Below are 12,791 nucleotides of genomic sequence, written 5' to 3'. Positions count from 1 at the left end.
ATGACGTGATGTTGTAAATTTGTTGTATCCATCATATCAGTTATGAGCCAATCCGTGCATGGGTTATGAAGAATTTGAAGTTATTTTAGACCAACTGGAATCAGGATGAACACGTCGGTTCTGCTGGCGGATGGAATGCATGATTGCACCATATTGTGTATGCTTATGGTATGTATTCCTTTCAGGAACGATGCAGGCCGGGGAAACGGCCATACTACACACAACAGGAGAGAGCATATGAAAATACTTACGTTAAACACACACGCCTGGGCGGAAGAGGATCAACTGAACAAGATCAGTCAACTGGCTGATTTTATTAATACACATCAATTCGATGTGATCTCCATGCAGGAGGTCAACCAATCCATGCAGGAAGCGGCGCTTTCTGAAGAAGAACTGAAGATGTATTATGCTACTGAATCCGACGCTGTGATTAAAAAAGACAACTATGCCTACGTCCTGCTTCAGCAGCTGACAGAACAATATTACTGGACGTGGATTCCCGCGCATGTCGGGTTCCAAAAATACGATGAAGGACTGGCGATCCTTAGCCGGACGCCGATTAAGCAGGCTTTTGGGGAATACGTGTCCCACATGCGGGATTATAACAACTATCGTACACGCAAGATTGTGGGAATCCAGACGGTTGTCCAAGGTGAAGCAACCTGGTTTGTGAACGGACACTATAACTGGTGGGATGATGCGCAGGAACCTTTCAAGGGACAGTGGGAGTTGACGGAGAGCAAGCTTGCCCCCTACATGGACCAGCCGTTATATATAATGGGTGATTTCAATAATGTCGCGGAAATGCGTGATGAAGGCTATGATTATATGATGAACAAAGGCTGGAATGACCTGTACACCACAGCATTGCAAAAGGATGATGGAGCAACCGTGGTCAAGGCCATTGCCGGCTGGGCAGATAACAAATGCGATCTTCGGATCGACTATATTTTCTCCAATCGTCCGATTCGGGCTAAATCTTCCACCGTGGTCTTGAACGGTAAAAATGGACCGGTCGTGTCTGACCATTTTGGCGTCGCTGTAGAGATATAACAGCCGTGTGAGCATAAATCGTAAAGGTGATATCACCGCAAATACGAAACAAAGCCTCCGCTGACTTCCTGCAAAGGGAAGTGGCCGGAGGCTTTTCACATTCTAAATCATTTGTTATGTACATTTCATATCGTTTGTTCTTTCTGTTGTGGAACTCTATTGTTATTCGAGCGCCAGCATCTGATGTACAAACTTTTTCAGATTCGCGCTTGTCTCACTAAGCTGTTCGATACTTTCCATGAACTCGGTAACAAGCTTGGCCTGATCCACTGTTGCGGTTGTAATCTGACCGATCTCCTGCTCCATATGTTTCATGGAATCTTGCACGCTGCCTAGGGACGATTCGATATCAGCTGCTGCTTGTTTCGTATGATCCGACAGTTTACGTACTTCACTGGCCACCACACCGAATCCGGCCCCCTGATCGCCCACACGGGCTGCCTCTATCATGGCGTTTAGTCCAAGCAGATTGGTTTGTTCTGATACTTCACGAATGACGTTTGTTACTTTACTTACACTGACCGAGTTCTCTGAAGCTTTTTTGGAGTTGTGCAGAATCTCTTCCGATGTCGCGGAGAGTTCCTCGGAATGTGCAGCAATCTGCTGAATGCCGCCGACGAGCGCGTTAATGGTTGTTTCATTTTCACGGATCAGCGTTTCCAGTGTCATGTGACTATCCAGTGCGTAGTTCACACCCAATATACCCACGACCTGATCGTTCTCTTTAATAGGGATTAGAATGGCATCAAAAGGTCTGCCCTGCAGATCACCAGGCATGCGTGCCACGGTACGGGAATCTCTGTTAGTCAGCATTTTGAAATGTTTATAATCATCATGCAGCTCATCCCCAACCTTCACGCCAATCTCCAGACTTTTTGCTTCGGAAAAATACAATACTTTCTCATGATCATTAATGGATATGGATATGTCGTCACGGAACATTTGGCTAACAAAAGGCATAGCATTTACCAGAGATTCAAGAGTATTCAATGTGCATCTTTCCTTCCCGATACAAAAAGTGGAATTTTTCAATCTATATAAGTTGAACTAAAGATATATTCACACGTACACTCCGATGACAGAATAACCTTCCAATCGCTGTTATCCCCAGATTTTTTTGATTCCCTTTTCTCAAGGGAAAAATCCGGTGATAGCGTATGCTTACGATGCAGCTTTCTTTCAGAAATCTTTTAGGCGAACGCTTCGCTTTTTCAGTTTTTTTCTGTCCTCTACGTTTCTGTGTAAATGATTAGTTCAACATATATAGTTTCTATATCGGTAACATTTTCCGTTTTTTGAATTAATGTCCCAATGAAGGTGTAATTGGCGAAGTAAAAACCGAATTTTCTGATTTTTTGAAAGCGTAATCAAAAATCTGTAGCCACCACCGAACATGTCAGTTATACTGGGATTATTATTCGGCTATTCAGAAGATAACCAAGGGACATACCTATTTCCCGGTAAGGGGATTACCCACCTAGGTTAAGCGCTATACTTTATTACTGCATATTAGTTTGGTGCTCCAGTGTGGATGGTATGAATGCAATGATATAAGAATTTATTTCAACGGGAGAAGGATGTGTGCCATCGATGACGACCTATTTCAGTGAACCACAGAGCATGTATTACCGATTTGGAGAAGATCAGGATCAGGTGTTGAAGGTACTGGCCGAGAGGTATATTGGAGCCAATGCACAGGCTGATTTTGTATATCGGGTATTCCAGAAGTCTGGTATTTTGCAAAATGAAAAAGGGCTTTATGATCTGAATTTAGGTAAACGCTTTCCTGATGCGCCTAAAGACCATATATCCTACGCAGCTGCATTGGTTTGGGGGGACGAGGACCGGAATTTGGACGTGTTGGTCCGCTGTTATGGGCCTGTTCGTTTCTATTTCAATGAGCAGTTGGTCTATCGCTCTACCGTAATGGATGAGATTAGTCCAGACGCAACGGTGAAGCTCAGCATCGATATCAAGCCTGGTTGGAACACTATTTGGCTGGAGATGAAAAACACCCCTGCCGGATTTGGTTGCCAATTTGGGTCAGATGAAGGAAAAGTGCGCATTTTGAATGTATATGCTCCATTTCAGGAGAGACAGGGGCAAGCGGGGTGGGTGTTCTCCCAACCGAACCCAGCCACGAGTAAACAACCGGACCTACTTGGAAAAGAATCAGACTACAGCTTGAACTGGCTGCCTGAGACAGGCTGGTCTGATGAAGATAAAACCAAGCCAGCTTTCGAGCGAATATTCGGAAATCTTGCTGGTAAGCATGCTTATGCTTGGACCCACCTGAACAATAACGATTCAACCGGGAATGCAGTGCGATTGTCAGGTCAATCTTCCGGTTCTCTAAGTATATGGATTAGCGGCAAGCCTGTGGCGCAAGTGAAGGAAGCGGGTCTGTTCGAGGTGGATGTACCAGCTTCTTTTGGGCGGAGTGACCTGCTTGTCCGAAGTGAATATGACGATACGGCTAGACCTTGGCATTTTAATTTGAACGCAACCGTGTCGGGTAAGCCGCTCTCATTGGAACTTCCTCAGCGTGTGCACGGAGCTAATGGAGAGTCTTGGTTATATGTTGGACCTTTTGAGTCGGAGGTTGAACCGGACTTGGCGGATCTGACTCGAACGGACCGAGTGTATCAAACGGGTCTAGAACAGACGTATTGGCGTTTAGATCGACCGGATGCTTGGATCAGACCTTATTATGAAAATGCCATGTTAAGCAACAAATGGACAGTGGGCAGTGTGACCAATTATGGTCGCTGGGATTATCCATTGGGTGTCACTGTATATGGTCTATTAAGGACGGGGCGTTATTTGCAAAGACCTGACATTACACGTTATGCGGCTGAGCATGTGCAGGCATGTACCCAGATGTATGAGTACTCATTATGGGATCGGGAGCAGTATGGTTTCCCGGCTGTCAATCAACAATTGGTCATGCTGAAAATGCTGGATAACTGCGGTTCTTTTGGTTCAGCCATGCTGGAAGCGTATTCAGAGTGTCATGAACCAACGTTTCTTCCGATTGCTGAACGGATTGCAGATTTCATGCTTTCCCGCCTGGAACGGCAGGAGGATGGTGCATTTTATCGCACATGTGTAGGGGAGTATGCCGAGAATACCATGTGGGCAGATGACCTCTATATGAGCACGCCGTTTCTCGTTCGTTATGCCCGGGTGACAGGCAACTCAACCGCATTGGATGAAGCCGCCAGACAATTTTCACTGTACCGGAAGTATCTGTTTATGCCTGAGTTCAAGATCATGTCCCATGTGTATGATTTCAAATACGGACAGGCAACGCAGATTCCATGGGGACGGGGAAATGGCTGGACACTGTTTTCCTTGACGGAGGTACTGGAAGCTTTGCCGGCAGAGCATCCCGAGCGTCCAGCTTTAATAGATTTCTTTAATGAGTTGTGTGAAGGGTACGCAGCGCTTCAAGGGGAAAGCGGGTTGTGGCATCAGGTGTTGAATGTTCCGCAGACGTATGAAGAAGCCTCCTGCACAGCGATGTTTGCCTATGGTTTTGCGAGAGGTGTACGCTTTGGCTGGTTCAAAGACGCTGAAGTTTACGTCACAGCTGCCGAGCGGGCTTGGAAGGGACTTATCTGCAAAGCGATTGATCGTCAAGGGAATGTCCATGGCGTGTGCAGCGGTTCGAGATATGCGTTTACGGCAGAGTATTATGATCAGGACTTGCGTACCGTCACCAATGACAATCACGGAATAGGCATTATGATGCTGGCAGGAACTGAAGTAGCAAAAATGAAGAAACATCTGGCTGAACACAGGGTGTCTTCACCTGCCGTCTCACATTCCTGACAGACCACCGAGGTCTGATTTTCATACTATCGTTTCTATACAACAAGTTGTCTTCTTCTCCACGTAATACGGTTGTATATCCGTAATCATATTTGAGACGGGATCATCACCGCCGGGAATATCATTCCTGGTGGTTTTTGATTCCTGTAACTCCTTACTTTTTTGACAGGAAAGCTTACTTTTGTTTATGTCATGTGCAGTAATAGACCGATACAATAGGTTTTGTAAGCGATTCCATGAATGCAAGAAGGGGAGGAAATTCATTTATGATGATTACAAAAAAGTGGGTAACCCTGTTCTGCCTGTCCCTGTTATTGTTCGCTACAGCCTGTTCTGGAGGGGCCACCGATACACCATCTTCTTCTGGAGAAGCAAGTGGAAGTGAAGGAGATTCATCAGGCAAGATTGAACTGCGCATGACTTGGTGGGGATCACAGACCAGACATGATCTGACGACCAAAGTGATCCAATTGTTTGAAGAGAAACATCCGGGAATCACCATTAAACCTGAATATTCTGGTTGGGACGGTTACTTTGACAAGTTGACCACACAGGTAGCCGGTTCAAATGCACCAGATATCATCCAGATGGATTACGCCTTTTTGACTGACTTTGCCCGGCGTGGTGCTTTGCTTGACCTAACCCCGTTTGCAGAGAGCAAAGAGCTGCGGACAGAGGATCATGATCAGAGCATGATTACAGCCGGATCAATTGACGATAAATTATATGCGATTACCCTCGGAGTTAACGCACCGGGTGTCATCTATGATGCCACCGTATTTCAGGAATTAGGTATTGAAGAACCGCAAGAGAGCTGGACATGGAAGGATTTTGGGGATATTGCAACCAAGATTGCCGCAGCCAAAGGTGAGGGGTTCTATGGATCGGCAGACATCTCCGGTACAACAAACATGTTTGAAGTGTTTATCCGGCAATCCGGGAAAGGATTGTTCGACGGTGGCACAATGACCGCTACCAGCGAGGAGCTTCAGCAATGGTTCGATATGTGGAGCGCACTACGCGAGAATGGTGGAGTGACCACAGCGGAGATAACAGCATCTACAACCAATGCGCTGGAGACACGCCCGATCTCACTGGGCACAGCCGCCATGGATTTTGCATGGTCCAATCAATTGCTGACATTCCAGCAGGTGAACAAAAACCAGGATCATAAGCTTGGCATACAAGTGCTTCCGCATGGTGTAGGTGAAAAGCAAATCGGTGAATATCTGAAACCAGGCCAGTTCCTCTCCGGTTATGGCAAAACCAAACATCCAAAGGAAGTTGCCATGTTCATTGATTTCATGGTGAATGATCCAGAAGCAACTGCCATTCTTGGTTCTGAACGTGGGGTGCCAGTCAATTCCAGCATTCGTGAACAGATGCAACCTACGCTGCCGGAAGCAGAGCAAGTCATTTTCCAATTTATCGATACGGTATCGAAGAACTCCAGCGAGATTGACCCGCCATACCCGCAAGGATTTGCTGAAGTGGACACGAGTTTCAAAAGCGCAAGCGAGCAGATCGCCTTCGGTCAAGGCAATACTCCAGATGTCATTGCCCAGTTTATTGAAGGAGCCAAGGCTACGCTTGGATCAAGTCAATAATGATTGGAACTGTCTCAGACTTCTAATTCTGCGGGGAGGTTGCGAAGATGACGACATCACAGGTCAGTCAAGCCCGAATCGAGCGTGTAACTACCCGGCGGGTCAAACGGAGATATGCGCATAATGGAGCAGCACTTCTATTTCTCGCCCCATGGCTTGTCGGATTGTTATTTCTAACCCTGGGTCCCATGTTGGTATCCTTGTACATTTCGTTCACCGATTACAGTATCCTGGCCGCCCCTTCCTGGGTCGGTCTGGATAACTACACCACGATGTTTACATCGGATAAACTATTTACCCAGTCGCTCAAAGTCACATTCACGTATGTCGCTGTATCCGTACCGGTCAAATTGATTTTCGCGCTGCTTGTAGCGATGTTGCTCAATAAAGGGATTCGAGGGCTCGGTATTTATCGGACAGTGTATTACATCCCGACATTGCTTGGAGGTAGCGTGGCGATTGCAATGTTGTGGCGTAAAATGCTGGGTGGGGACGGGCTACTCAATAGTGTTCTTGCCATGGTAGGCATTAAAGCGCCCGATTGGGTAGCGAATCCGAAATATGCTCTGTACTCCATCGTGCTGTTATCCGTGTGGCAGTTCGGATCGTCGATGATTATTTTCCTGGCAGGCCTGAAGCAGATTCCACCCGAGTATGATGAAGCCTCAGCGGTAGATGGTGCAGGTCCTCTGCGGAGATTCTTCTATATAACGTTGCCGATTCTGTCACCCGTTATCTTCTTCAATCTCGTCATGCAGCTGATTACGTCCTTTCAATCTTTCACGCAGGCTTTTGTCATCAGTAACGGTAGCGGAGGACCAGTGAACTCAACCTTAATGTACTCTCTGTATCTGTACAAAAAAGGATTTTCATTCTTTCAGATGGGCTATGCTTCTGCGATGGCCTGGGTGCTGGTCATCCTGATTGGCGTATTTACATTGCTCGTATTCCGCAGCAGCAAGCTGTGGGTGCACTATGAGGATGGTGGGAAATCATGATTGGACAACGGAACTCTACAGCATGGGTCGTCAGCAAACATGTGTTGATCTCAGGCATCGCCTTTGTCATGCTCTACCCGATCCTCTGGATGCTGGGCAGCTCATTCAAACCGGGACATATGATCTTTACAGAGACCTGGTTTTGGCCACAGGAATGGAATTGGCAAAATTACATGAATGGCTGGTCGGGAATTCAGGGCAACCCGTTCTCCCGGTTTCTAACTAACTCTGTCGTTCTATCGCTTGGCGCGGTGCTGGGCAATGTGATTTCCTGCTCTATGGCGGCGTATGCCTTCGCCCGATTGAATTTTCGTTTCAAAGCCATCTGCTTCGGACTGATGCTTATGACGATCATGCTGCCCCATCATGTGACGCTGATCCCGCAGTATATTCTTTTCAACCACCTGGAGTGGGTGAATACGTATCTGCCGCTTGTGGTGCCAAAATGGTTGGCGACAGACGCCTTCTTCATTTTTCTCATGGTACAGTTCTTCCGGGGATTGCCTAAAGAGCTGGATGAGGCGGCAACTATTGATGGGTGCGGTCCTGTGAAAATATACACCAAAATCATCATTCCACTGGCTTTCCCAGCATTGGTCACTACGATGATCTTTACGTTCTTGTGGACATGGGACGACTTCTTCAGTCAGTTGATCTACCTGAGTGACGTTAGCAAATACACCGTGCCGCTGGGTCTGCGCCTGTTCCTTGATTCCAGCTCTCAATCCGATTGGGGTCCGATGTTTGCCATGTCGGTATTGTCGCTGGTGCCATGTTTTATCGTATTTATCGTGTGTCAAAAGTACTTCGTGGAAGGAATCGCGACTTCTGGGCTCAAAGGGTAATTCCAAGACGAAACGAGTTGATTTTTCCATGAGGAAAGGAAGATGGTCTTCATTTATTAATCAAAAGCTGCAACAAAGCAAGCTCTCCACGTTGATGGTGACTTGCTTTATTGCGTTTAACCTCCTGCTCGTCTCGGTTGTGGTCTGGCTGGCATATCAGTCTTTCTCAGCAGTCACCTTTGCCGAGATTAGCAAAGCACGCCTGGCTCTTCTGAACGAAAGCACACGTCGGGGATTTGATTTCATCACAGGGGTAACCGGAACTTCCTATGCCTTGGCAAGCAATCGGGAACTGTCCAGTCTGCTCGAAACGGCTGATACGGGCAGGCTTGCACAGATTCACCAGCGGAGAGAGGTCTCTCGAATTCTGGATCATACCATGGTCGTGAGTGAAGGCATCACTTCCATCGAACTGTATACGGATGCCTTTAATGAAGTGACAGTGACTATGGCTGATCGCATATTTCCGGTGGACACCATCGCACACGACTCTTGGTTTGCTACGCTGGAAAAGGCTGATGCGGCTTGGGTTCCGCTGCGTGAGAACGAATCTGGCCAATCCCTGGTCGGATACGCCCAACGGATTTTCGACAGTCGTGGTGGGACGGTTGCCTATGTGCTCATTCGACTGAGTAGAGCCGACATCGTACGCAGGTTTGCTGATGTACCCATGGTGCTTGATGGAAAAGTCCTGTTGGTAGATACGGCTGGTAATGTCGTAATGCAGATGGGGAGAGTTGATCCAACAGGGGAGAATGAACGAGCGGATCGAAGAAATGAAGCGAGTACAGTACAGGAAACGGGTGAAGCTGTAAATTCATCTTCTTCTATTATAGATAGTGCATGGATTCAGGAACATGTCCAGCATGGTGCAGACGGGTACGAAGTAGTTTCCGGCCAACCTGGAGGTGCTCAATTGGTGCTGTACTCCAGACCAGCGATGCTTCAGTGGCGCCTCGTACAGACTATTCCGGTATATACACTGTTATCTCCGCTCAGACAAGCAGGCTGGCAGATCCTTGGCATCGCCGTGCTGGGACTATTATGCTCGGCTGTGTTGGCGTACCTGTTTGTAAGGCAGATCATCCGACCTTTGCGACAATTAATCAAGCGAATGAGACAACTGGAGAAAGGGGACTTCGATACCCGGGTCCAACTTTCGTTTACGGAGGAATATGCCCATTTGGCTTATGGCTTTAATCACATGGCTTCACAGCTCACGACGCTGATGGAACAGGTGAAGGATGAGAGCCGGGCCAAGCGTGAAGCCCAGACGGGGTTACTTGAGGCCCAGATCAAACCCCATTTTTTATACAATACCCTCGACATGATCCACTGGCGCGCACTTGATTACGAAGCCAAGGATATCAGTCGCATGATTGTACAACTAAGTAAGCTGTTACGGATCGGACTGAGTGGAGGGAGACTGTTTATACGGGTTCGTGATGAGTTGGAACATGCCCGTTGCTACGTTAACATCCAGTCAGAGCGGCTGCCGTTCTCCATTCAATATCAGGAGCAGATCGATCCGCATATTCGCGGTTGTTACATTCCCAAGATCATTTTGCAGCCCTTCATCGAAAATGCCGTTATGCACGGGCACCCTGAAGAAGGCACACTTCGAATTCATGTGCATATGCACGAAGAAGTTGGCCCGCATGAGGATATCGTCATTCGTATCACGGATAATGGGCGGGGTTTGCCGGAGGGGTGGAAACTCGAAGAGACGTGTGGCATCGGCGTACGGAATGTACATCAGCGCATTCAGCTTTATTGTGGGAAGAGGTATGGTGTTCAACTGAGCGATAGAGAGTCAGGTGGCGTGGAAGTGACCATTACGCTGCCGCGTATTGAGACCGACGAGCAATTAAATCTATGGCTGGACGGTGAAAAATGATGAAGACCATTATGCTTGTTGATGACGATCCTCATATTGTAAAGGCATTAACGGATCATATCGATTGGCCTTCTCTGGGCCTCAGCATTGCAGGCACTGCTTCCAATGGCTTGGATGCGCTGGAGCTGTTTCACCGCATGCATCCAGATGTCGTTATGACTGACGTCTACCTGCCGGGGATGACCGGGCTTGAGATCACACAGACGTTGCGACGTGATCATCCCCACTTGCCGATCATCATTCTTAGTGGATATGACGAATTCGAGAACGCCCGGGCAGCCATGCGCTGGGGGGTGAATCACTTTTTGCTGAAGCCGGCAGAGGTTGAGGAGATTGAGTCTGTGCTGCGGGAGGTGCTACTGGAACAAGATGTGCGAGAGCGGCATGAGCGACTGGAGCAGACGTACAAGCAGGAGGTTGGACGGGTACTTCCGTATTTGCGCAAACAATTTCTTCACGAACTGCTGACTACGCGATATCGGGCAGACGAGCTGCCCAAAGAACGCATGGACTATATAGGCATTCATATGTCCTCACAGACACGCGCCATTAGTCTGCAACTGAATCGCCCCGTATTTTTGACACGAATGAAAGAACGGGATTGGCAGCTTCTCCGTTATGGTGCAGCCGATATTATTCAGGAGACGGTGAAGGAGCAAGCGGCGCGCATGAATGGTCAGTTAGAGATTGTTGATTATTCGGATCAGGTATTTGTGTTGCTTCTATTAGGAGATAAAGATCATCTGGAGGAATGCCTGCCACTCGTGGAGAGGATGATCGATCAGATCTTTACGTATCTGAAAATTGAAGTGAGTGCTGGAATCGGAAGATCCAAAAGTCACCCATGTGAGGTGATAGATTCCTATCTCGAGAGCAGGGAAGCGGTGGAAACAGCAGAGTTCCAAGGTGGAAGTCGTATCTACCACTATGAAACATCAGAGGAAACAGAACCAAGTGTGACCGATTATTCATTATTGCTTCGTCAATGGAATGAGGCTTGGGCGGATATTCGACCTGACCTGGCCGAAGAGGTATGGCATCATATTTGCCTTTTGCTGAAAGAGGGGAAATGTGTTGGGATACAGGATGTACAGGTTGTGGCCGTTAGTCTGTTTGACACGTTGATGCATAGCTGGAACCGACTTCATCCTATGTTAGCGCCGCCGCTGGCGATGAGTGATTTTTTGCGTGAAATTCAATCGAAATATGCGTTGCATGATTTGGTAAACTGGATGGATCGTATTATCTGCGACTGGCTGGAACAGATACGTAAGGAGATGGGCGAGAAGAAAAGCAATAAACTTATCGAGCAGGTGAAACAGTATGTAGAGCTTCATTACGCCGAAGAGATTAGTTTTGAAGCGATCGCCAAGGGGCTGTTCGTACATCCGAAGTATCTGAGTCAACTGTTCAAAAGGGTGACCGGTGAGAATTTCGTGAGTTATTTGAACGGGTACCGGATTCAGAGGGCGTTGGAACTGTTGCAGTCGGGACATTACATGGTATATGAGGTGAGCGAGATGACGGGGTTCCGTAATGCGACGTATTTTAGCCAGGTGTTCAAAATGCTTACGGGCAAGAGTCCGTCTGAGGTGGGGTAGAGCGATACAGGTATAGTAATTAAATAAAGTGGAAGAGGAGGTATGGTTCTTATGATGATCGATCAGCAGGAATATTACATTAAAGGCTTATCTTACTCCATTAGATCGGCAGAGGAAAAGGATGCTGAGGCCTTGTCTTCACTACGTGTACAAATCGATGGGGAAACCGAGAACATGGATCGTGAAGAGGGCGAGGCGTATATCGACGCAGCCGGGTTTAGGCGGATCATCCATTTGGACACTGAGAAGTCACGGAATCTGTTCCTTGTTGCTGTAGTAGCGGGTGAGATTGTGGGATACTCCCGATGTGAAGGTACAGAGCTGAAGCGCTTTTGCCATAAAGTTGAGTTCGGCGTGTGTGTAGCCAGAGAGTTCTGGGGGCATGGGATTGGCAAGAACTTGTTAGAGAAGTCGATAGAATGGGCAGACCAGACTGGTGTAGAGAAGATGACGTTGAACGTGCTGGCATCCAATGAAAAGGCAATCGAGTTATACCAAAAGAGTGGCTTCGAGATCGAAGGTATTTTGAAAAAGGATCGTAGACATGCGGATGGACAGTATTACGACACGATAGTGATGGGCAGGTTCAGAGACTTATAATGGTATAAAAAGTGAAAAGCAGAATCTATATAAGCCCACAGCTTATGGAGTTTAATTATTAGATTTGATACCGACATAATAGATAGCAGTGTTATTGAGAAGATGTATTATGTTTCTTATCTTATAGAACGAATGTAATGATGTTGAATGAGTCTATTCACAACCTATTATTGAGATAGATTAGACCGGTGAGTGTATATAGGATATAGTAAGGGGATATTGCCATTGGAAAAAGAGATTATGAAGAGATTGAATCAAATATATAATAAGTTTTCAGATGGGATATTTTACAAGTAGTAATTGTGTTGTGTATATGATATATTCTATTTCCGGCCAAAAAAACACGAGAAACA

The 12,791-nt window shown here is 47.0% G+C and carries 9 protein-coding genes; 8 read left to right on the top strand and 1 reads right to left on the bottom strand.

Annotated elements, in window-relative coordinates; all coding sequences use genetic code 11:
• Positions 1-237: 237 nt before the first annotated feature.
• Positions 238-1,056: an endonuclease/exonuclease/phosphatase family protein gene (locus MKY28_RS24760; protein ID WP_340937292.1), complete on the top strand. Its 819-nt coding sequence runs from the start codon at positions 238-240 to the stop codon at positions 1,054-1,056.
• Positions 1,057-1,218: 162 nt separating this feature from the next.
• On the opposite strand, the gene MKY28_RS24755 is transcribed toward MKY28_RS24760, so the two are convergent.
• Positions 1,219-2,046 (bottom strand): methyl-accepting chemotaxis protein, encoded by an 828-nt coding sequence (locus MKY28_RS24755; RefSeq protein ID WP_340937290.1) that lies wholly within the window; start codon positions 2,044-2,046, stop codon positions 1,219-1,221.
• Between the two features lie 600 nt (positions 2,047-2,646).
• On the opposite strand from MKY28_RS24755, the gene MKY28_RS24750 reads away from it, so the two are divergent.
• The 7 genes from MKY28_RS24750 (at position 2,647) to MKY28_RS24720 (ending at position 12,438) form a co-directional block, all read left to right on the top strand.
• Positions 2,647-4,890, top strand: a complete 2,244-nt coding sequence (locus tag MKY28_RS24750; protein ID WP_340938035.1) for a glycoside hydrolase family 88/105 protein — start codon at positions 2,647-2,649, stop codon at positions 4,888-4,890.
• A gap of 266 nt (positions 4,891-5,156) precedes the next feature.
• Positions 5,157-6,497, top strand: coding sequence for an ABC transporter substrate-binding protein (locus tag MKY28_RS24745; protein WP_340937289.1), 1,341 nt, complete (start codon positions 5,157-5,159; stop codon positions 6,495-6,497).
• A 47-nt stretch (positions 6,498-6,544) separates the two neighbouring features.
• Complete coding sequence (locus MKY28_RS24740) at positions 6,545-7,495, top strand: carbohydrate ABC transporter permease (RefSeq protein WP_036616398.1); 951 nt, start codon at positions 6,545-6,547, stop codon at positions 7,493-7,495.
• A complete protein-coding gene (locus tag MKY28_RS24735; protein WP_047841525.1) occupies positions 7,492-8,340 on the top strand; it encodes a carbohydrate ABC transporter permease in 849 nt (282 codons plus the stop codon). Before MKY28_RS24740 ends, MKY28_RS24735 begins: the two co-directional genes overlap by 4 nt.
• Positions 8,341-8,368: 28 nt before the next feature.
• Entirely contained in the window at positions 8,369-10,237 is a 1,869-nt protein-coding gene (locus MKY28_RS24730; RefSeq protein WP_340937288.1) for a cache domain-containing sensor histidine kinase, read from the top strand.
• Positions 10,237-11,838, top strand: a complete 1,602-nt coding sequence (locus tag MKY28_RS24725; protein ID WP_340937287.1) for a response regulator — start codon at positions 10,237-10,239, stop codon at positions 11,836-11,838. The genes MKY28_RS24730 and MKY28_RS24725 overlap by 1 nt, the downstream gene beginning before the upstream one ends.
• A gap of 51 nt (positions 11,839-11,889) precedes the next feature.
• Positions 11,890-12,438 (top strand): GNAT family N-acetyltransferase, encoded by a 549-nt coding sequence (locus MKY28_RS24720; RefSeq protein WP_340388415.1) that lies wholly within the window; start codon positions 11,890-11,892, stop codon positions 12,436-12,438.
• The last annotated feature ends 353 nt before the right edge of the window (positions 12,439-12,791 follow it).

Source organism: Paenibacillus sp. FSL R5-0473, assembly GCF_038004565.1.
In the GTDB taxonomy this organism is placed as follows: domain Bacteria; phylum Bacillota; class Bacilli; order Paenibacillales; family Paenibacillaceae; genus Paenibacillus; species Paenibacillus amylolyticus.
Note: the sequence above shows the minus strand (reverse complement) of the source record. Positions and strands in the feature narration are given on the sequence as shown.

Bases quoted from the DNA above. Each gene is read 5' to 3' on its own strand.
- MKY28_RS24760 (WP_340937292.1), top strand. From the start codon at position 238: ATGAAAATACTTACGTTAAACACACACGCCTGGGCGGAAGAGGATCAA.
- MKY28_RS24750 (WP_340938035.1), top strand. From the start codon at position 2,647: ATGACGACCTATTTCAGTGAACCACAGAGCATGTATTACCGATTTGGA.
- MKY28_RS24745 (WP_340937289.1), top strand. From the start codon at position 5,157: ATGATGATTACAAAAAAGTGGGTAACCCTGTTCTGCCTGTCCCTGTTA.
- MKY28_RS24740 (WP_036616398.1), top strand. From the start codon at position 6,545: ATGACGACATCACAGGTCAGTCAAGCCCGAATCGAGCGTGTAACTACC.
- MKY28_RS24735 (WP_047841525.1), top strand. From the start codon at position 7,492: ATGATTGGACAACGGAACTCTACAGCATGGGTCGTCAGCAAACATGTG.
- MKY28_RS24730 (WP_340937288.1), top strand. From the start codon at position 8,369: ATGAGGAAAGGAAGATGGTCTTCATTTATTAATCAAAAGCTGCAACAA.
- MKY28_RS24725 (WP_340937287.1), top strand. From the start codon at position 10,237: ATGAAGACCATTATGCTTGTTGATGACGATCCTCATATTGTAAAGGCA.
- MKY28_RS24720 (WP_340388415.1), top strand. From the start codon at position 11,890: ATGATGATCGATCAGCAGGAATATTACATTAAAGGCTTATCTTACTCC.